The sequence below is a fragment of the Leifsonia sp. 1010 genome, from assembly GCF_031455295.1.
In the GTDB taxonomy this organism is placed as follows: Bacteria; Actinomycetota; Actinomycetes; order Actinomycetales; family Microbacteriaceae; genus Leifsonia.
The window spans coordinates 1813806-1833396 of the sequence record NZ_JAVDSL010000001.1 but is presented as its reverse complement, the minus strand read 5'-3'; the positions used below and the strand labels follow the sequence as shown (position 1 = coordinate 1833396).

Genomic DNA, 19591 nt, shown 5'->3' with positions numbered 1-19591 from the left:
CCGGTCGGCCGGTCGGTCAGTCGACGACCGACGGGCCGTTCTGGATCTCGGCGACCAGCCGCGAGATCTCCTCCTGCGGAAGCTGGATGCCCGTCTCGTCGAGACGCTGCTTCAGCAGCCGCTCGCTGTCCTCGGAGCCCCGCAACTGCATGTCCGCCCGGACCTGCTCGACGATGCCGGCGACCTTGCTCTCGTCCGTCGCGTCGGTGCTTCCCTGCATGATCGGTTCGTCCTGTGTCATGGCGTGGACGGTACGCCCGGCCGATCCCGGCGTACAGGGCGGGTTATCTCGACATCGAGATAACTGAGGTCACCCTAAGAGGCGGCTGGACCCCACCCGGCATAGACTGGCGCTGCGCTCACCGCGCCGCATCAGCGATCAGCAACCAGGGAGGGTTGTCCGTGTCAGACCAAGCGACAGGGACCCTGCAGCCGGCCAAGACCCGGCCCGGCGGAACTCTGTACCGTGGCCGTGAGGGGATGTGGTCGTGGGTCCTCCACCGCATCACCGGCGTCGCCATCTTCTTCTTCCTTCTCGTCCACATCCTGGACACGTCGCTCATCCGCGTGAGCCCCGAGGCCTATAACGCGGTGATCGGCACCTACAAGAACCCGATCATGGGACTCGGCGAGATCGCCCTCGTCGCGGCCATCGTGTTCCACGCCTTCAACGGCATCCGCATCATCCTGATCGACTTCTGGAGCAAGGGCGTCAAGTACCAGAAGGTCATGTTCTGGATCGTCATCGCGCTCTGGGTGATCCTGATGGCCGGCTTCGTGCCCGTCCAGCTCGTCCACATCTTCTCGGAGGTGAACTGACGTGACGACCATCGAGGCGCCGCGCACCCCCGCAGCCCGATCCTCCCGCGGCAAGAATTGGGAGAAGTGGGGCTGGATCTACATGCGGTTCTCGGGCGTCCTGCTCGTGATCCTCATCTTCGGCCACCTGCTGATCAACCTCGTCCTCGGCGACGGCGTCAAGCAGATCGACTTCGCCTTCGTCGCCGGCAAGTACGCGACGCTCTTCTGGCAGGTCTGGGACCTCCTGATGCTGTGGCTCGCCATGATCCACGGCGGCAACGGGATGCGGACGCTCGTCAACGACTACGCGTACAACCGGGTCGTGAACCGCATCCTGAAGTGGGCCGTCCTCGCCGCGGTCGTCGTGCTGATCGTGCTCGGAACGCTCGTGATCTTCACGTTCGACCCGTGCCCGGCCGGCGCCGCTGCCGCCGACCTGCCGTCCTTCTGCCCGGCTCGCTGACCCCGCCTCCCGACCAGCGACGAATCGACACGGAAACCCTGTGACAACAGAAGCTACTGAATCCACCGTCATCGACGGCGTCCACTACCACGAGTTCGACATCGTCATCGTCGGCGCCGGCGGCGCCGGGATGCGCGCGGCGATCGAGGCGGGGCCCCACGCCCGCACCGCCGTGATCTCGAAGCTCTACCCGACGCGCTCCCACACGGGTGCGGCGCAGGGCGGCATGGCCGCAGCCCTGGCGAACGTCGAGGAGGACAGCTGGGAGTGGCACACCTTCGACACCGTCAAGGGCGGCGACTACCTCGTCGACCAGGACGCGGCGGAGATCCTCGCCAAGGAGGCCATCGACGCGGTCATCGACCTCGAGAACATGGGCCTGCCGTTCAACCGGACCCCCGAGGGCAAGATCGACCAGCGCCGCTTCGGCGGCCACACCCGCGATCACGGCAAGGCTCCGGTCCGCCGGGCGTGCTACGCCGCCGACCGCACCGGGCACATGATCCTGCAGACGCTGTTCCAGAACTGCGTCAAGCTCGGCATCAACTTCTTCAACGAGTTCTACGTGCTCGACGTGATCATGAACGAGGTCGACGGGGTGCCCCAGCCGGCCGGCGTCGTCGCCTACGAGCTGTCGACCGGTGAGCTGCACGTCTTCCACTCGAAGGCGATCATCTTCGCCACCGGCGGCTTCGGCAAGATCTACAAGACCACCTCCAACGCCCACACCCTCACCGGCGACGGCGTCGGCATCATCTGGCGCAAGGGCCTGCCGCTGGAGGACATGGAGTTCTTCCAGTTCCACCCGACCGGCCTCGCCGGCCTCGGCATCCTCCTCACCGAGGGCGCCCGAGGCGAGGGCGCCATCCTCCGCAACGCCTCCGGCGAGCGGTTCATGGAGCGCTACGCCCCCACGATCAAGGACCTCGCGCCGCGCGACATCGTCGCCCGCTGCATGGTCCAGGAGGTCGCTGAGGGACGCGGCGCCGGTCCGCACAAGGACTACGTGCTGCTCGACTGCACGCACCTGGGCGCCGAGGTGCTGGAGACGAAGCTCCCCGACATCACCGAGTTCGCCCGCACCTACCTCGGCGTCGACCCGGTGGTCGAGCCCGTTCCCGTGATGCCGACCGCGCACTACGCCATGGGCGGCATCCCGACGAACACCGCCGCCGAGGTGCTGCGCGACAACACCACCGTCGTCCCGGGCCTCTACGCCGCAGGCGAGTGCGCCTGCGTGTCCGTGCACGGCTCGAACCGTCTGGGCACCAACTCGCTGCTCGACATCAACGTCTTCGGCAAGCGAGCGGGCAACAACGCGGTGGAGTACGTCAAGACCGCCGAGGCCGTCCCGCTGCCGGAGGACCCGGCCGGCGCCGTCCGCCGCATGATCGACGAACTGCGTACTTCGACCGGCACGGAGCGCATCGCCGCCATCCGCAAGGAGCTGCAGGACGAGATGGACCGGAACGCCCAGGTGTTCCGCACCGACGAGTCGCTCGCCCAGGTCACGCAGACCATCCATGAGCTGCGCGACCGCTACCGCAACGTACAGGTGCAGGACAAGGGCAAGCGCTACAACACCGACCTGCTGGAGGCCGTCGAGCTCGGCTTCCTGCTCGACCTCGCCGAGGTCGTCGTCTACTCCGCGCGCAACCGCAAGGAGTCGCGTGGAGGCCACATGCGCGACGACTTCCCGAAGCGCGACGACGAGAACTACATGAAGCACACCATGGCCTATCTCACCGGCGACCCGCACTCGTCGGACGCCGCAGACCACATCACGCTCGACTGGAAGCCCGTCGTGGTGACCCGCTACCAGCCGATGGAGAGGAAGTACTGATGTCGAACGCCGTGCTCGAGACTCCCCCGGCCCCCGAGGCCCCGGTCGAGTCGTTCACCGTCACGCTCATCATCCGCCGCTTCGACCCGGACGTGGACACGGAACCGCGCTGGCAGGACTTCGACGTCGAGCTGTACCCGACCGACCGCATCCTCGACGCCCTCCACAAGATCAAGTGGGAGCAGGACGGCTCGCTGACCTTCCGCCGCTCGTGCGCGCACGGCATCTGCGGATCGGACGCCATGCGCATCAACGGCCGCAACCGCCTCGCCTGCAAGACGCTGATTAAGGACCTCGACATCTCGAAGCCGATCTACGTCGAGGCGATCAAGGGCCTGCCGCTCGAGAAGGACCTCATCGTCGACATGGAGCCCTTCTTCGAGTCGTACCGCGAGGTGCAGCCGTTCCTCGTCGCGAACTCCAAGCCGGAGAAGGGCAAGGAGCGCGTCCAGTCGGTGGCCGACCGCGCTCGCTTCGACGACACCACGAAGTGCATCCTCTGCGCCGCGTGCACGTCGTCCTGCCCGGTGTTCTGGACCGACGGCCAGTACTTCGGCCCGGCCGCCATCGTCAACGCGCACCGCTTCATCTTCGACTCGCGCGACGACAACTCGCAGGTGCGCCTCGACATCCTCAACGACAAGGAGGGCGTGTGGCGCTGCCGCACGACCTTCAACTGCACCGACGCCTGCCCGCGCGGCATCCAGGTCACGCAGGCGATCGCCGAGGTGAAGCAGGCGATCATGCGCGGCCGTCCGTAGACCGCCACCCATCCCGACTCCGAGCCCCGAGCGCACTTGCGTCCGGGGCTCGCGTCATATCCGGGGTGCTTTGCCGTCTATATGTAGTGACGACTGCCGAGGCCGACCCTTGGCGCACCCTACCCGAATGGAAGACCATGCCCGCTGCACACGACTTCATCCTGCTGGGTGACCACGACGCTGGACGACGTCTGGTCGCCTCCGCCCTGGAAGCTCAGGGATTCTCCGTCTCAGCCACGCCGAAAGGCGGACTTCTCGCGAAGCGCGGGAGCATCGGGATGACCTTGCTGCTTGGCGCGCTGGCCGGCAGCAAGTTTCAGGTGACGTTCCTTGTCGAGTTGATGGTGGACGCAGAGAGCCACCTGGTGGCACGCCTGAACCGCGACATGACGGCGGGGGCGCTCAAGGGCGGCGCTGTCGGAGCGGCCAAGGTCAACAGGGCGTTCCAGGAAACGGCGAACGCCATCCACTCGGCACTACAGCGCGCCGGCGTCCTCGCCGTCAGCGTCGCCCGTTAGGAGACACCATGAGCACTGTCGATCAGCACCGACAGCAGGCCCAGCAGCCGCCGCGGCCGGTTCACCCGCCACATCCGCCGTACACCTATGGCGCCGCACCGGCGGGGACCAACGTCCTGGCGGTCGTCTCGCTCGTCACGGCATTCGTGTTTCCTATCGCCGCTGTGATCTGCGGGCACATCGCTTTCGGCCAGATCAAACGCACCGGCGAGAACGGCCGCGGACTCGCACTGGCCGGCGTGATCGTCGGCTACTGCTTCCTCGCGCTGGGCCTCCTCATTGGTCTCCTGTATGCGGTGGTCATCGCTATCGGCATCGCTGCGAGCGTGGCCGACCCCTCCTTGGCCACCTGAGCGGGCCGGTAACCGCCCTCTCCCGGCCTTGGACCCTCTCGCTCGTCTGCCGTCGTGCATCTCCGAGCGGCACGGCCGCTCGCTATCCTGACGGCGTGGCCAAGAAGTCCCGAGGCGAGCCGTCTCCACCGGAGCCGGACCTCCAGCGCGCCGCGGGCAACGTGGAGCCGGAGGCCGACGAGTCGCTGCGAGAGCGCCTGGTGGAGCGTGCCGACCCCCTGGTGCGCCGGTTCGAGCGGCCCGTGGCGCGCGTCTCCGTCTGGGCGAAGTGGGTCAAGGCTTTGCGCCCGTACCGCGTGTACATCAACTACTCGTATTCGGATGGCAATCTGCGCGCCGCCGGGATGGGCTACCAGTCGCTGTTCGCCGTGTTCGCCGCCGTGTGGGTGGGGTTCTCCGTCGCGAGCTACTGGCTCGCCGGCAACGAGGCGGTGTTCGACGCGCTCGTGGCCCTGATCAACCGGACGGTTCCCGGGCTGATCGAGACGAGCGCAACGGTCGGGGTCATCCCGCAGGAGCAGCTGCGCAACGCCTCCTCCTTCGGCTGGACGGGCGTGATCGCCGCCATCGGCCTGATCTGGACCGCGATCGGCTGGCTCTACTACACGCGACAGGCGGTCCGGGCGGTGTTCCGTCTCAGCCGCGACACCACGAGTTACGTGCTCCAGAAGGTGCGCGACCTGGGGCTGGCGCTCATCTTCGGCGTGCTGTTCGTGCTGTCGGCGCTGCTCACCATCATCAGCACCCAGGCCCTGACGCTCCTTCTCGACCTCGCCGGGCTGTCGGCCGACTCCTTCTGGACCAACGCCGTCGCGCGGTTCTCGGGCCTGGTGGTGTCGGTCGCGCTCAACATCGTGACCCTCGGCGCGATGTTCCGCGTCATGTCCCGGGTGGCGATCCCCTGGCGCAATCTCTTCTTCGGCGCGCTGCTGGGCGCACTCGTGCTCGCCGGCTTGAGCGCCCTGGGCGGTCTGCTGCTCCGCGGCGCGTACAAGAACCCGCTGCTGGCGACCTTCGCCGTCTTCATCGGTCTCCTGCTGTGGTTCAACCTCATCTCGCGCGTCATCCTGCTGTCGGCGTCGTGGATCGCGATCGGGATGTTCGACAGCGGTCTCTCGCCGCGCGCCGTCACGCCGGAGGAGGCGGCCGCGGAGCGTGCGGCGGCCGAGCACGAGGCGCGCGTGCTCGTCGCCCGCTCGGAGCTGGCGCAGGCGCAGGACGATCTAGCGACGGCGCGCTGGTTCTCCCGGCTTCCCGCGCAGCGTCGCGTCGCCCGCGCGGAGCAGCGGCTGAACGACCTCCTCGACGGACAACCGGTCGGCTGAACCGGTGTCGGCCGCCCCCGGTAGGCTGGAAGCATGCCCTCGAGTCGCTTGCGCATCGCCACGATCAACGCCAACGGCATCCGCGCCGCCTTCCGCAAGGGCATGGGCGCCTGGCTCGATGGGCGCGACGTCGACGTCCTCGCCATCCAGGAGGTCCGGGCCTCGTCCGAAGACCTCCAGGAGCTCCTCGGCGACGAGTGGGACATCGTCCACGACCCCGCCACCGCCAAGGGCCGCGCGGGCGTCGCGATCGCGAGCAGGCACCGCGCATCCATCCACCGGGTAGAGCTCGGCCCCAGCGAATTCGACAGCGCGGGCCGGTGGCTGGAGGCCGACTACGAGGTCGGCGGCACGGTGATCACCGTGGTCAGCGCCTATGTCCACTCGGGCGAGGCGGGCACAGAGAAGCAGACCGAGAAGTACCGCTTCCTCGACGCGATGGAGGCGCGGCTCCCCGAGCTGCAGAAGCACAACGAGCTCGCGGTCGTGATGGGCGACCTCAACGTCGGTCACCGCACGCTCGACATCCGCAACTGGAAGGGCAACGTCAGGCGCGCCGGCTTCCTGCCGGAGGAGCGCGAGTACTTCGACCGCATCCTCGGCGCCGAAGGAGACCCGGCGTACAACGCCGGCGCCGGTCTCGGCTGGGTCGACATCGTCCGCAAGCACGCGGGCGAGGTCGAGGGGCCCTACACATGGTGGTCGTGGCGCGGCAAGGCGTTCGACAACGACACCGGATGGCGCATCGACTACCAGCTGGCGACCCCCGCACTCGCGGAGCGGGTCACGGGCTGGTCGGTCGACCGTGCGGCCGCCTACGACGAGCGATGGTCGGACCACACGCCTGTGGTCGTCGACTACGCGCTCTGACGGCCCGAAGCCTCCGCATCCCTCCAGATTTCGAAAGCAGAACCATGACGACACTCCCCCGCCTCTACTCCGGCATGCAGCCATCGGCCGACTCGCTGCACCTCGGCAACTACATCGGCGCCCTCCTGCAGTGGAAGGAGCTGCAGAGCACGCACGACGCGTTCTTCTCCGTCGTCGACCTGCACGCCATCACGGTGGCGCAGGATCCCGCCGAACTGCGCGAGAAGACGCGCCGAACGGCGGCGCAGTACATCGCCGCCGGGATCGACCCGTCCGCCTCCACCCTCTACGTGCAGTCCCACGTGCCCGCGCACGCGCAGCTGGCCTGGGTGCTGAACACGATCACCGGCTTCGGCGAGGCGTCGCGGATGACGCAGTTCAAGGACAAGTCGCAGAAGCAGGGCGCCGACGCGACCTCGGTCGGGCTCTTCGCGTACCCGGTGCTGATGGCTGCGGACATCCTGCTCTACGACACCGAGATCGTGCCTGTGGGCGACGACCAGCGCCAGCATGTCGAGCTGACGCGCGACCTGGCCGAGCGCTTCAACAGCCGCTTCGGCCAGACGTTCGTCGTGCCGCAGGCGATGATCCTGAAGGACAGCGCACGCATCTACGACCTCCAGAACCCGGAGTCGAAGATGTCGAAGTCCGCCGAGTCGGGCGCCGGCATCATCTGGATGCTCGACGAGCCGGATGTGACCCGCAAGAAGATCATGCGCGCGGTCACCGACACCGACGGCGTCGTCTCGTTCGACCGCGAGGGCAAGCCGGGCATCTCCAACCTGCTCTCGATCTTCTCCGCGCTCAGCGGCCGATCGATCGAGTCCGTCGAGCTGGAGTACGAGGGCAAGGGCTACGGCGACTTCAAGAAGGGCCTCGTGGAGGTGGTGGTCGAGGAGTTCGCTCCCGTCCGCCAGCGCGCGCTCGACCTGCTCGCCGACCCCGCCGAGCTCGACCGCATCCTCGCGGTCAACGCCGAGCGCGCGAGCGAGGTCGCGGAGGGCACCCTCGAGAAGGCGTACGAGCGCATCGGCTTCCTCCGGCGAGCCCGCTGATGCCGGCGCCGGTCGTCCTGACGGGCGCGCGGGTGACGCTGTCGACGCCCGGGCACGCGGATGTCGACCGGATCGCCGACGTCTGCGCCGACCCGGCGATCGCTCGCTGGACGACCGTGCCGTCGCCGTACACGCGTGAGAACGCCGTGGGATTCGTGACGAGCGTGGTTCCCGACGGCTGGGCGAGCGGCCGGGTCTGCACGTGGGCGGTCCGTGTCGATGACGTGCTGCTCGGCATGATCAGCATCGGCGATATCCGCGAGCACCAGGGCGAGATCGGCTACTGGATGGCGCCGGAGGCCCGCGGGAAGGGCATCATGTCCGAGGCCACCGCTCTGGTCGTCGACTACGGTTTCGCCCCGGCTCCGAACGGCTTGGCGCTGCGCAAGCTGGTGTGGCGCGCTCTCGCCGGGAACGCCGCCAGCGCCGCCGTCGCCCGACGAGCCGGCTTCCGGTGGGACGGCATCGTGCCCGGCGGCGCCGAACAGCGGGGCGAGCGGTTCGACGAGTGGCGTGGCACCCTCCTGCCGCAGGACGCAGGGCGCCCTGCGGGCGACTGGCCCGATGTCTCGTTCGTGCAGGTTCCGGCGTGAGCGACATCCGTGTCGTCCTGTTCGACCTCGACGACACCCTGTTCGCGCACCGGACGGCCGTCGAGGCCGGCATCCTGCGGTATGCCGAGAGCCTCGGACCGCCCTACGGCACCGCCGAAGCGGACGAGGTCGTGACGCTCTGGCACGACCTCGAGGAGGAGCACTACCACTCGTACCTCGCCGGCCGCCTCGACTTCGAGGGTCAGCGGCAGGCGCGCGCCCGCGACTTCGCGGCCCGGCACGGGGTCGAGCTGGACGACGCCCAGGCGAGCGCCTGGTTCGCCGACTACTTCGAGCACTACGTGGCCGCCTGGTCGCTGCACGACGACGCCCTCCCGGCCCTGGACGCCCTCCAGGCTGCCCTCCCCGGCGTGCGCTTCGGCCTCATCACCAACGGCGACCTGGCCTTCCAGGGCCGGAAGGTGGAGGCGGTCGGACTCGACGCTCGCATGGAGCACCTGATCGCGTCCGGCGAGGTCGGCGTGGCCAAGCCCGACTCGGCGATCTTCCACGCCGCGTGCGGCGCCTTCGGCGTTCGCGCGGATCAGGCCGCGTATGTCGGCGACCGGCTCCGCACGGATGCGATCGCCAGCGCACGAGCCGGTCTCACCGGCGTCTGGCTCAACCGTCGCAACGCCGTGCCGTCCCCCGAAGACGAACTCGACGCGGCCACCGCCGGCGTTCGCACCATCGCCTCCCTCGCCGAGCTCGTTCCTCTCCTGGCCTGAACGCCGCGGTGCGACGCACTCATGAGCTGAGCTCGTCCGGCTTGAGCGGGTGGAAGTAGTAGCCGTCACCGGTATCGACGGCTTGAACGGTCAATCTCTGGCCGACGGAGACGTAGTCGTCGACATTGATGTGTCTTCTAGGCGCCACAAGATCCCTGATCACGACCGCGGGGATGAGCCCGCGACGGCCCTGATCGTCCGTGGCGAGCGCGTATCGAGCGCCGGTGTGGGTGACCTCTACGATCCGGTCGTTAGCGTCGGCAGTCGCACCCGGCTGTGTCTCTTCCAGGGTCGGCTGCATGCGGCTGTCGGTCTGGCGGGCGATGATGTCGGCCAGCTGGTCGACCTCCCACAGGAGCCCGGCCATGGTGCGGGCCAGGTCACCGTGATGGGACGACGGGACGAGCGGTCCGGACTTGTACAGGTCTTCGTGCGTCAGCTCGCCCCACGCGTCCTGCAGCATCGTCTTGACCTGCACCTCCACGACTACGATCCGCGAGTCCCGGCCGGCGACATCCAGCTCGAGAAGAAGGTGGCGTGCGCGGTACCCACTCGGCTTCGGTGTCGCGACGTAGTCCTCGTTCTCGTCGGGATTGTGAAATCGGATGACACTTCCCGGCGCGGTACACCTCGCCGTAATCGCTTCGACTGCCAGGTCCGAATCGCGCAACGTCTTGCACAGCAGTTTCACTCCGACGATGTCCTTGACGACGTCGGTGACGTCGTCCATGCTCGCGAGTTCCATGCCCGACGGCAGCTTGCGTTGCGCCTTCTCAAAGGCTCGCTGCGCGTCCTTGATCCTCCCCGTGACTTTCAACCTGTACGGGTCCTCGCCTTCGAGCAGCTCGTGGCACAGATCGCTCAGGAAGTTCTCGACGCTAGTCCTCGCGCTGTTCCATTGGCGATGACGGGCCGCGTAGAGGTTCTCGACGAGCTGATGAGTGAGCTGATGTGGCATGCTTCCAACGTTAGTGATCGGATGTGACACCAGACCAGAGTTCAAAACGCCGAAGCGCCGCCCGGCGGATGCCGGACGGCGCTTCGTGGTGAGGGACGGGCTCAGGCGTTGCGCACGTCGTCGTCGACCCAGTCGAAGGTCTTCGTGACGGCCTTCTTCCAGAGACGGAGCTGACGCTCGCGCTCCTCCGGCTCCATGTTCGGCGTCCAGCGGCTGTCCTCCTGCCAGTTCTTGCGCAGGTCGTCGAGGTCCGACCAGAACCCGACCGCGAGGCCCGCAGCGTACGCGGCACCGAGGGCGGTCGTCTCAGCGACGACCGGACGGACCACGGGGACGCCGAGGATGTCGGCCTGGAACTGCATGAGCAGGTTGTTGGCGATCATGCCGCCGTCGACCTTGAGCTCCGTGAGGTCGACGCCGGAGTCCGCGTTGACGGCATCCAGCACCTCGCGGGTCTGGAAGGCCGTGGCCTCCAGCACCGCACGGGCGATGTGGCCCTTGTTCACGTAGCGCGTGAGGCCGACGAGCGCACCGCGCGCATCCGCACGCCAGTACGGCGCGAACAGGCCAGAGAACGCCGGCACGAAGTACGCACCGCCGTTGTCGTCGACCGTCTTGGCGAGCTCCTCGATCTCCGGAGCGCTCGAGATGATCCCGAGGTTGTCGCGCAGCCACTGCACCAGCGAGCCGGTGACCGCGATCGAGCCCTCCAGCGCGTAGTGCGGCGCCGCGTCACCGAGCTTGTAGCCGAGGGTCGTCAGCAGACCGTTCTTCGAGTGGACGATCTCCTCACCGGTGTTGAAGATGAGGAAGTTGCCGGTGCCGTACGTGTTCTTGGACTCGCCGGTGTCGAACGCGGCCTGGCCGAACGTCGCGGCCTGCTGGTCGCCGAGGATGCCCGCGACCGGCACCTCGCGGAGGAGGCTGGACGCCTCGACCTGACCGTAGACCTCGGACGAGCTCTTGATCGCGGGGAGCATCGACTTCGGAACGCCGAACACCTCGAGGATGTCGTCACGCCAGGTCAGCGTCTCGAGGTCCATGAACAGCGTGCGGGAGGCGTTGGTCACGTCGGTGGCGTGGACACCGCCGTCCGGGCCGCCCGTGAGGTTCCAGAGCACCCAGGTGTCGGTCGTGCCGAACAGCAGGTCTCCCGCCTCGGCGCGCTCGCGGGCGCCCTCGACGTTCTCCAGGATCCACACGATCTTCGTGCCCGAGAAGTAGGTCGCCAGCGGAAGGCCGACGATCTGCTTGAAGCGCTCGGTGCCGCCGTCGGCCGCCAGGCGGTCGACGATCGGCTGTGTGCGGGTGTCCTGCCAGACGATGGCGTTGTAGACCGGCTCGCCGGTGTTCTTGTCCCAGACCACCGCGGTCTCGCGCTGGTTGGTGATGCCGACCGCCGCGATGTCGTGGCGGGTCAGGTCGGCCTTGGAGAGCGCCTGGCCGATGACCTCGCGGGTGTTGTTCCAGATCTCGATCGGGTTGTGCTCGACCCAGCCGGCCTTCGGGAAGATCTGCTCGTGCTCCAGCTGCCCGGTCGAGACGATCGACCCGGACTTGTCGAAGATGATCGCCCGGGTGCTGGTCGTGCCCTGATCGATGGCGACGACGTAGTCGGCCATAGGTAACTCCTTTGTTCTTTGGGGGTGGAACGGGGAGGGGCCGGCGGGATCACTCCCGGCCGGCCCCCGATGTCACTTGAGGATGGGGAGGAGCAGCAGCGCGAGCCATCCGGCGGCCAGACCGCCGATGATCGGCCCGACGACCGGGACCCACGAGTACGCCCAGTCGCTCGAGCCCTTGCCCTTGATCGGGAGGAAGGCGTGGGCGATGCGCGGACCGAGGTCACGGGCAGGGTTGATGGCGTACCCGGTCGGACCACCGAGGCTGGCACCGATGCCGACCACGAGCAGGGCGACGGGCAGCGCGCCGAGGGCGGCGAGACCGGCCGCCTGACCGGGCTGGTGGCCGAAGGCGATCACCACGAAGACCAGGACGAAGGTGCCGATGATCTCGGTGACCAGGTTCCAGCCGTAGCTGCGGATGGCGGGGCCGGTCGAGAAGACGCCGAGCTTGTTCGCGGGGTCCGGCTCCTCGTCGAAGTGCCGCTTGTACGCCAGGTAGGTGAGGACGGCGCCGATGATGGCACCGATCAGCTGAGCCAGGATGTACAGCAGCACCGTGATGAAGTTCACCGGCACCAGCGTGTGCGCCGCCGCCGATCCGAACGTCTTGGCGCCGTTGGCGACGAGACCGAGCGTCACAGCCGGGTTCAGGTGCGCACCGGAGTTGTAGGCGACGATCACACCCGCGAACACCGCGAGGCCCCAACCGAAGTTGACCATCAGGAACCCGCCGTTGAAGCCCTTGTTCTTGATGAGGGCGACGTTCGCCACGACACCGGTACCGAGCAGGAGCAGCATCGCTGTGCCTACCAGCTCGGACAGGAAATCTACACCGATATTGTCCACGTTGACCTTCCAGTTGTTCAGTTGACCCGCACCCTGTTGTGCGTTCTGGTGAGGCTCTTGTCAGGGTGGGCATTTGAACGCTATTGCGGTCACGCCCACCGTGACAAGAACCGTGTCATGCACGTTCGTGCATTATCGAAGCGCCGCGGCTTCGCTCCCGTCTCCCGACTTCAACTGCACCCGGTGGGCGTCGGCGAGGTCCGCTACGAACGAATCTTCCTCCTCCGCGCGCCGATTTGGCGACCATCCGAGCGCGTTTGCCGTTATTTCGGCGATCTCGTGCACGAGCTCGAGAGTGACCGCGCCGGTGAACGCGAGGCTCGTGCGTCGCAGGAAGACGTCGTCGAGGTGCACGACGTGCTCGCTGCGCACGACGTGGTCGATCTCGGCACGAGAGTACGAGGGCGCTGCGGCGAGCGGGGTGTCGTCCCCATCCCAGCCGGCGATCGCGTCGAGGACATACGTGGCCTTGGTGCCGTAGCGGTGCAGCAGCGTGGCCGCCCGCTCATCCCCCACGTCCGCGCCGTAGCGGGCGATCCAGTCGCGCTCCGCCTGCGGAGTGGTCGGGAAGCCCGCGCCGCCGCCGATCGGCAGTCCGAGGGTCTGGACGGTGCGGGTCGCGCCGAGTGCCTTCAGCGTCTCGTTGGCGAGGTGCTCGCTGAGCGCACGGAACGTCGTCCACTTGCCGCCGACCAGGCTGAGCACCGTGGTGTCGCCGAGGCCCGCGACCGTGCCGGGCACGATCCGATAGTCGCGCGAGACGAAGCCGGGAGCGGTGTCGTCGTGGTGCGGCAGCGGGCGGACGCCGGAGAAGGTGTAGACGATCTGGTCGCGGGTGACCGGGATGCGTGGGAAAACGTGCGAGACCAGTTCGATGAAGTAGTCGATCTCGTCCTCGGTGATGACCGCGCGCCCGGACATGTCGGCGTCGATGTCGGTCGTCCCGACCATGACGCGACCCTTGAGAGGGTAGATGAGGACGATGCGGCCGTCGTTGTTCTCGAAGAACATCTCACGACCCTGGCAGGCCTCCAGCAGCTCGGGGTTGTCGAGCACGATGTGCGACCCCTTGGTGCCGCCCATGTAGCTCGTCTCCTGTCCGAGCGCCTCGTTCGTCAGGTCGGTCCACGGGCCGGAGGCGTTGACGACGACCTCCGCCGTGATGGTGAACTCCTCGCCGGTCTCGCGGTCGCGCACCAGCACGCCGCCGTCGCGCGTACCGATCGCCTCGACGTAGTTGACGGCACGGGCGTGCGGACCGGCCGCGAGACCGTCAGCCAGGACGTCGAGGGCCAGACGCTCCGGGTCGTGCACCGAGGCGTCGAAGTACGTGGCGGTGTACTTGAGGTCCGGGTTGAGCGCCGGCAGCGTCTCCAGCGACTTCTTGCGGCCGTGGAACCTGTGGCGCGGCACCGAGCCGCCGTCACGCGAGAAGGAGTCGTAGATCGTCAGGCCGGTCTTGATGAGGAACGCGCCGCGCTCCTTCGGCTTGCCCTGCTTGTGGGTGAGGAAGCGGAGCGGGGCCGCGAGGATGCCGGAGAAGGTGGAGAAGATCGGGATGGTGGTCTCGAGGGGCTTCACGTAGTGCGGCGCGATCTTGAGCAGGCCGTTGCGCTCCGTCACCGACTCCTTAACCAGGCGGAACTCGCCGTTCTCGAGGTAGCGGATGCCGCCGTGGATCATGTGGCTCGAGGCCGCCGATGCGCCGGAGACGAAGTCGTTGCGCTCGACGAGGATCACGTCGACGCCCTGCAGGGCGAGGTCGCGGAAGGTGCCGAGTCCGTTGATGCCGCCGCCGACGACGAGCACCTGTGCTCGGGGGCGTTCGCGGAGGCGCTGGACCTCGGTGCGGGTGGTCGACTTCGTCGTCACGGTCTTCTCCTGATTGCTACTCGTGTGGGGTGGTGGTGCAGCTATAGTTTTCGTGCCGGCACAACTTCGATCAAGCTCGATGCACATACGTGCACCCGCCCCCATCCGCTTGAAGAGAACGTGCCGAACGAGAAGGAGGCCCCGAATGCCCCAGCCCGACACCGAGCACCTGCCCGACAAGGTCCGCGACGCCCTCAAGGCCGGCCACCTCTACTACATGCAGGACCTCACGATGGAGGCGATCGCGCACGAGATGCACACGTCGCGCTCCAGCGTCTCCCGGCTGCTGAGCTACGCGCGCGCGTCCGGACTCGTCACCATCCAGATCGCCGAACCGCACGAGGGCGCGAGCCGCATCCAGCAGACGATCCACGAGCGATACGGCATCGCCGCGCACATCGTCCCCATGCCGAGCGCGATCAGCGATGTCGACCGTCTGGAGCGCGTCGCCATCTCGGCTGCACGAATTCTCGACCGGTTCATCGACTCCAACCAGACCGTGGGGATCGCGTGGGGCTCGACCATGAGCGCCCTGAGCCGGCACCTCATCCCGAAGGAGTTGCACAATGTCGAGTTCGTGCAGCTCAACGGGGCGGGCAACACCTATACGACCGGCGTGCTCTACGCGTCCGAGATCCTGCGCCGGTTCGGCGACACGTATTCGGGAACCATCCAGGAGTTCCCGGTGCCGGCCCTCTTCGACGACCCGCAGACCAAGATCGCCATGTGGCGCGAGCGGAGCACCCGGCGCATCCTCGACATCCAGGAGCGCATGGATGTCGCCCTGTTCGGTCTCGGCTCCCCGTTCTCGGAGGTGCGCTCGCACGTCTACGCCGGCGGCTACCTCGACCAGGCCGACTACACGTCGCTCGACGAGTCCGGTGTGGTCGGCGACGTCGCGACCGTCTTCTTCCGCGAGGACGGCAGCCACCACGGCATCCCTCTGAACGAACGCGCCAGCGGCCCGGACATCGACCTGATCAAGCGCGTGCCGCGCCGGGTCTGCATCGTCTCCGGCCCGTCCAAGGTCCACAGCCTCCGTGGCGCCCTCGCCGCCGGGCTGATCACCGATCTGATCGTCGACGAGGGGACGGCACGGGCGCTCGTACAGCTGACGCAGCCCGCCCCGTTGGAGTCAGCCGCCGAGCCCGCGGCCGTCGCCGCCGCGTAATGCGACGTCGCACGCGACCGGGAATAGACGGCGCGTCGGCGCGTTGATCTAGACTCGACAACGAAATACGTGCTCCGGGGTCGGTGAAAGTCCGAACCGGCGGTGACAGTCCGCGAGCGGGACGCCCAGGCGTCCTGCTGAGCCGGTGGAATTCCGGCACCGACGGTAATGCGTGCAGGCGAACGCCCGCTCGCTCAGTCCGGATGGGAGGAAGCACGGTGGGCAGCCTGTATGGGCTGGCGCCCACGCGACCCCGGCGACACGTCTCGACGAGAGACAGGATGGCAACGGGATGACGTGGGAAGCCCCCATGCGCACGGCTCTCGAGCTCGCCGCGAACGGTCCCGCCACGGGCGTGAACCCGCGGGTCGGCTGCATCATCCTCGACGCCGAAGGCCGTGTGCTCGCCGAGGGCTGGCACCGCGGTGTCGGCACGGCGCACGCCGAAGTGGATGCGCTGAGCCAGCTGCCCGAGGGCGGCGCTCGCGGGGCGACGGCCGTCGTCACGCTCGAGCCGTGCAACCACTGGGGCCACACCGGCCCGTGCTCCGAGGCCCTCATCGAGGCGGGCGTCGCGCGTGTGGTCTACGGGACCGACGATCCGGGGCACCACTCCAGCGGCGGCGCCCAGCGCCTCCGCGAGGCCGGTGTCGAGGTGGTCGGCGGCGTGCTGCGTGACGAGATCGACGCCTTCCTGGGCGACTGGCTGACCGCCGCCCGGCTCGGCCGGCCGTACATCGTCGTGAAGTGGGCGAGCAGCCTCGACGGCCGCGCCGCGGCGGCCGACGGAACTAGCAAGTGGATCACCGGCGCGGCGGCCCGCCAGCGCGTGCACGAGCAGCGGGAGGCGTCCGACGCCATCGTCGTCGGCACCGGGACAGTGCTCGCCGACGACCCGAGCCTCACGGCGCGGGGCGACGCGGGCGAGCTGATGGGCACCCAGCCGACGCCGGTCGTGGTGGGCACCCGCGCCATCCCGAAGGACGCTGCGGTGTTCCGTCACCCCAACCCGGTCATCTTCGAGGGAACGCACGACCTGGACGAGGTGGTCGCAGACCTCCACCAGCGCGGCTTCCGGCGGGTCTACGTCGAGGGCGGTCCGACGCTGGCGAGCGCCTTCGTCGCCGCCGGCCTCGTCGACGAGTACGCGATCTACCTCGCGCCCACGCTCCTCGGCGGCCCCCGGGTCGCCCTCGGCGACCTCGGTGTCGAGACGATCGCCGACCAGCGGCGCCTGCGCGTGATCGACGTCGAGCGGCTCGGCGGCGACCTTCTCATCCGCGCCGTCCCCGTCCCGGACGGCGCACCCCGCACCGCCGCAGATCGAGCCGACCGCGTCGACGTGGCCGGCGCCGACATCTTCCCCACACCCCCGATTCCCACCGGCCAGGAGGGCTGACGATCATGTTCACAGGAATCATCGAAGAGCTGGGCGAGATCACCGCCGTCGAGCACACCGACGACGCGGCGCGCGTCACCGTGCGCGGACCGCTGGCCGTCAGCGACGCCCGGCACGGCGACTCCATCTCGGTCAGCGGCGTCTGCCTGACGGTCATCGACAAGGACACCGAGACGTTCACGGCGGATGTGATGGCCGAGACACTCGCGATCAGCACCCTCGACGGCGTCCAGCCGGGCCGCCGGGTCAACCTGGAGCGCGCGGCGCAGGTGGGCGACCGCCTCGGCGGGCACATCGTCCAAGGCCACATCGACGGCACGGCGACCGTGCTGGCGATCACCGACGGCAGCGCCTGGCGCGTCGTGCGGCTGAGCCTCGACCCCGAGCACGCGCCGCTGGTCGCACGCAAGGGTTCGATCGCGATCGACGGCGTCTCCCTCACGGTCAGCGCCGTGGGTGGCGGACGCGACGACGGCTGGTTCGAGGTCTCGCTGATCCCCGAGACGCTGGCCGCGACGACCCTCGGCGAGCGCGTCGTGGGCGACAGGGTCAACATCGAGACGGACATCCTGGCCCGTCATGTGGAGCGCATGCTGGCGCTCGAACCGGCACTGAGCGAACGGAGCGCATCATGAGCCTGGCCACCATCCCCGAGGCCCTCACGGAGCTGCGCGCCGGCCGGCCGGTCATCGTCGTCGACAACGAGAGCCGTGAGAACGAGGGCGACGTCCTGCTCGCCGCCGAGCTGGCGAGCCAGGAGTGGATCGCCTGGACGGTGAAGAACTCGTCCGGCTTCATCTGCGCGCCGATGACGAACGAGATCGCCGACCGTCTCGAGCTGCCCGTGATGGTCGCCCACAACGAGGACGACCGCGGCACCAACTACACGGTCAGCGTGGATGCGGCCAACCGCCTCTCCACCGGCATCAGCGCGGCCGACCGCGCGCACACCCTCCGCGTGCTCGCCGACCTGGACTCGACGCCGTCGAGCCTGCACCGGCCGGGTCACATCCTTCCGCTCCGTGCGGTGGAAGGCGGAGTCCGCGAGCGCGACGGGCACACCGAGGCCGCGGTCGATCTGCTCAAGCTCGCGGGGATGACGCCGGTCGGCGCCATCGCCGAGATCGTCGCCGACGACGGCGAGATGATGCGCCTCCCCGGCCTCATCGAGCTGGGTCAGCGCGAGGGAGTTCTCGTCGTCACGATCGAGGCGCTCATCGCGTACCTGCAGGAGTTCCACTGCGACCAGCCGCTGGAGACGGTGACGCCCATCCCCGAGACCTCCCGGGTGATCTTCGAGGTCGAGACCACCGTTCCGACGACGCACGGGCCGTTCCGCATGCGCGCCTACCGCGACCGCATGACGGGCGCGGACCACGTCGCCATCGTGGCCGGCAACCCGCAGCGCGAGGGCACGCTGATCCGCGTCCACTCGGAGTGCCTGACCGGTGAGGCGTTCGGCTCGCTGAAGTGCGAGTGCGGGCCGCAGCTCGACGCCGCGCTCGACACCATCCAGCGGGAGGGCGGCGTCGTCGTCTACCTGCGCGGGCACGAGGGCCGCGGCATCGGCCTGATCAACAAGCTGCGCGCGTACAAGCTGCAGGAGGAGGGGCTCGACACGCTCGACGCCAACCTCGCCCTCGGCCTCCCGATCGACGCCCGCGACTACGGGGCGGCCACGGCCATCCTGCAGGATCTCGGCATCGAGTCGGTGCGTCTGCTGACCAACAACCCCGAGAAGGTGCGCCAGCTGGAGGAGCACGGCATCGAGGTGGAGGAGCGCGTTCCGCTCGTCGTCGGCGTCGGCGCCTTCAACGAGGGCTACCTGGAGACCAAGCGCGACCGCATGGGTCACGCGATCGGAGACATCAACCCGGTGTCCCCGACCACCGAGACGGCCGCGGGACTCGCGGCGGAGAGGACTGCACGATGAGCGGAGCGGGAGCCCCGAACGCCGAGGAGCGGATCGACGGGAGCGGCCTGAACGTCGTCGTCGTCGCCGGCAGCTGGCACGAGACGATCAGCGAGGGCCTCATCGCCGGCGCGAAGCGGACCTTGGATGCGTCGGGCGCGACCCACACGCTCGTCCGTGTTCCCGGCAGCTTCGAGCTGCCCGTCGTCTCCAAGGCCGCGCTGGAAGCGGGCGCGGATGCAGTGGTCGCGCTCGGCGTGATCATCCGGGGCGGCACCCCGCACTTCGAGTACGTGTCGGCCGCCGCGACCGACGGCCTCACCCGGGTCGCGATCGACACCGGCAAGCCCGTCGGATTCGGCGTGCTGACGCTCGACGACGAGGCCCAGGGCCTCGATCGCGCCGGCTTCGAGGATTCCAAGGAGGACAAGGGCGCCGAGGCCGCTCACGCAGCGCTCGCGACCGCCGTCGCCCTCCGCTCGCTGCGGGCCTGAGGCG

General features: G+C 68.5%; 21 protein-coding genes and 1 riboswitch. Of the genes, 16 read left to right on the top strand and 5 right to left on the bottom strand.

Annotated features, from left to right (window positions below):
* Positions 1–16: 16 nt before the first annotated feature.
* On the bottom strand, positions 17–241 hold the full coding sequence (locus tag J2Y42_RS08880) for a hypothetical protein (RefSeq protein WP_309857044.1): 225 nt from the start codon (positions 239–241) through the stop codon (positions 17–19).
* Between the two features lie 239 nt (positions 242–480).
* Between J2Y42_RS08880 and sdhC the strand changes: the two genes are divergently transcribed.
* The 11 genes from sdhC to J2Y42_RS08825 all read left to right on the top strand — a co-directional run bounded on the left by sdhC (position 481) and on the right by J2Y42_RS08825 (position 9310).
* Entirely contained in the window at positions 481–819 is a 339-nt protein-coding gene (sdhC, locus tag J2Y42_RS08875) for a succinate dehydrogenase, cytochrome b556 subunit (RefSeq protein WP_018189999.1), read from the top strand.
* A gap of 1 nt (position 820) precedes the next feature.
* The gene (locus tag J2Y42_RS08870; protein WP_309857039.1) at positions 821–1264 is read left to right on the top strand and encodes a succinate dehydrogenase hydrophobic membrane anchor subunit; all 444 of its coding nucleotides are present in this window, start codon (positions 821–823) and stop codon (positions 1262–1264) included.
* Between the two features lie 40 nt (positions 1265–1304).
* Positions 1305–3107 carry a succinate dehydrogenase flavoprotein subunit gene (gene sdhA / locus J2Y42_RS08865; RefSeq protein WP_309857037.1) on the top strand — a complete coding sequence of 601 codons (1803 nt, stop codon included), beginning with the start codon at positions 1305–1307 and terminating at the stop codon, positions 3105–3107.
* Positions 3107–3868, top strand: a complete 762-nt coding sequence (locus J2Y42_RS08860; RefSeq protein ID WP_309857034.1) for a succinate dehydrogenase iron-sulfur subunit — start codon at positions 3107–3109, stop codon at positions 3866–3868. The genes sdhA and J2Y42_RS08860 overlap by 1 nt, the downstream gene beginning before the upstream one ends.
* A gap of 86 nt (positions 3869–3954) precedes the next feature.
* Positions 3955–4386 carry a hypothetical protein gene (locus tag J2Y42_RS08855; RefSeq protein ID WP_309857032.1) on the top strand — a complete coding sequence of 144 codons (432 nt, stop codon included), beginning with the start codon at positions 3955–3957 and terminating at the stop codon, positions 4384–4386.
* An 8-nt stretch (positions 4387–4394) separates the two neighbouring features.
* Complete coding sequence (locus J2Y42_RS08850) at positions 4395–4739, top strand: DUF4190 domain-containing protein (RefSeq protein WP_309857029.1); 345 nt, start codon at positions 4395–4397, stop codon at positions 4737–4739.
* Between the two features lie 95 nt (positions 4740–4834).
* A complete protein-coding gene (locus J2Y42_RS08845) occupies positions 4835–6064 on the top strand; it encodes a YihY/virulence factor BrkB family protein (protein ID WP_309857027.1) in 1230 nt (409 codons plus the stop codon).
* A 33-nt stretch (positions 6065–6097) separates the two neighbouring features.
* On the top strand, positions 6098–6934 hold the full coding sequence (locus J2Y42_RS08840) for an exodeoxyribonuclease III (protein ID WP_309857024.1): 837 nt from the start codon (positions 6098–6100) through the stop codon (positions 6932–6934).
* A gap of 44 nt (positions 6935–6978) precedes the next feature.
* A complete protein-coding gene (trpS, locus tag J2Y42_RS08835) occupies positions 6979–7989 on the top strand; it encodes a tryptophan--tRNA ligase (RefSeq protein WP_309857021.1) in 1011 nt (336 codons plus the stop codon).
* Complete coding sequence (locus J2Y42_RS08830; protein ID WP_309857019.1) at positions 7989–8582, top strand: GNAT family N-acetyltransferase; 594 nt, start codon at positions 7989–7991, stop codon at positions 8580–8582. Before trpS ends, J2Y42_RS08830 begins: the two co-directional genes overlap by 1 nt.
* Entirely contained in the window at positions 8579–9310 is a 732-nt protein-coding gene (locus tag J2Y42_RS08825) for an HAD family hydrolase (RefSeq protein ID WP_309857016.1), read from the top strand. The genes J2Y42_RS08830 and J2Y42_RS08825 overlap by 4 nt, the downstream gene beginning before the upstream one ends.
* A 19-nt stretch (positions 9311–9329) precedes the next feature.
* On the opposite strand, the gene J2Y42_RS08820 is transcribed toward J2Y42_RS08825, so the two are convergent.
* The 4 genes from J2Y42_RS08820 to J2Y42_RS08805 all read right to left on the bottom strand — a co-directional run bounded on the left by J2Y42_RS08820 (position 9330) and on the right by J2Y42_RS08805 (position 14611).
* A complete protein-coding gene (locus J2Y42_RS08820; protein ID WP_309857015.1) occupies positions 9330–10268 on the bottom strand; it encodes a RelA/SpoT domain-containing protein in 939 nt (312 codons plus the stop codon).
* Positions 10269–10369: 101 nt separating this feature from the next.
* Complete coding sequence (gene glpK, locus J2Y42_RS08815; RefSeq protein ID WP_309857014.1) at positions 10370–11890, bottom strand: glycerol kinase GlpK; 1521 nt, start codon at positions 11888–11890, stop codon at positions 10370–10372.
* A gap of 72 nt (positions 11891–11962) precedes the next feature.
* The gene (locus J2Y42_RS08810) at positions 11963–12691 is read right to left on the bottom strand and encodes an MIP/aquaporin family protein (protein ID WP_391507457.1); all 729 of its coding nucleotides are present in this window, start codon (positions 12689–12691) and stop codon (positions 11963–11965) included.
* Between the two features lie 180 nt (positions 12692–12871).
* The gene (locus tag J2Y42_RS08805) at positions 12872–14611 is read right to left on the bottom strand and encodes a glycerol-3-phosphate dehydrogenase/oxidase (protein WP_309857010.1); all 1740 of its coding nucleotides are present in this window, start codon (positions 14609–14611) and stop codon (positions 12872–12874) included.
* Positions 14612–14756: 145 nt separating this feature from the next.
* Here J2Y42_RS08805 and J2Y42_RS08800 point away from each other — a divergent pair, with 145 nt between their 5' ends.
* The 5 genes from J2Y42_RS08800 to ribH all read left to right on the top strand — a co-directional run bounded on the left by J2Y42_RS08800 (position 14757) and on the right by ribH (position 19587).
* Entirely contained in the window at positions 14757–15782 is a 1026-nt protein-coding gene (locus tag J2Y42_RS08800) for a sugar-binding domain-containing protein (protein WP_309857007.1), read from the top strand.
* A 65-nt stretch (positions 15783–15847) separates the two neighbouring features.
* Positions 15848–16003: riboswitch (FMN riboswitch) on the top strand.
* Positions 16004–16074: 71 nt separating this feature from the next.
* Entirely contained in the window at positions 16075–17181 is a 1107-nt protein-coding gene (ribD, locus tag J2Y42_RS08795) for a bifunctional diaminohydroxyphosphoribosylaminopyrimidine deaminase/5-amino-6-(5-phosphoribosylamino)uracil reductase RibD (RefSeq protein ID WP_396427142.1), read from the top strand.
* 5 nt (positions 17182–17186) lie between these two features.
* Positions 17187–17816, top strand: a complete 630-nt coding sequence (locus tag J2Y42_RS08790; RefSeq protein ID WP_309857002.1) for a riboflavin synthase — start codon at positions 17187–17189, stop codon at positions 17814–17816.
* Positions 17813–19114 (top strand): GTP cyclohydrolase II, encoded by a 1302-nt coding sequence (gene ribA / locus J2Y42_RS08785; protein ID WP_309856999.1) that lies wholly within the window; start codon positions 17813–17815, stop codon positions 19112–19114. Before J2Y42_RS08790 ends, ribA begins: the two co-directional genes overlap by 4 nt.
* Complete coding sequence (ribH, locus tag J2Y42_RS08780) at positions 19111–19587, top strand: 6,7-dimethyl-8-ribityllumazine synthase (protein ID WP_309856996.1); 477 nt, start codon at positions 19111–19113, stop codon at positions 19585–19587. The genes ribA and ribH overlap by 4 nt, the downstream gene beginning before the upstream one ends.
* Positions 19588–19591: the final 4 nt, after the last annotated feature.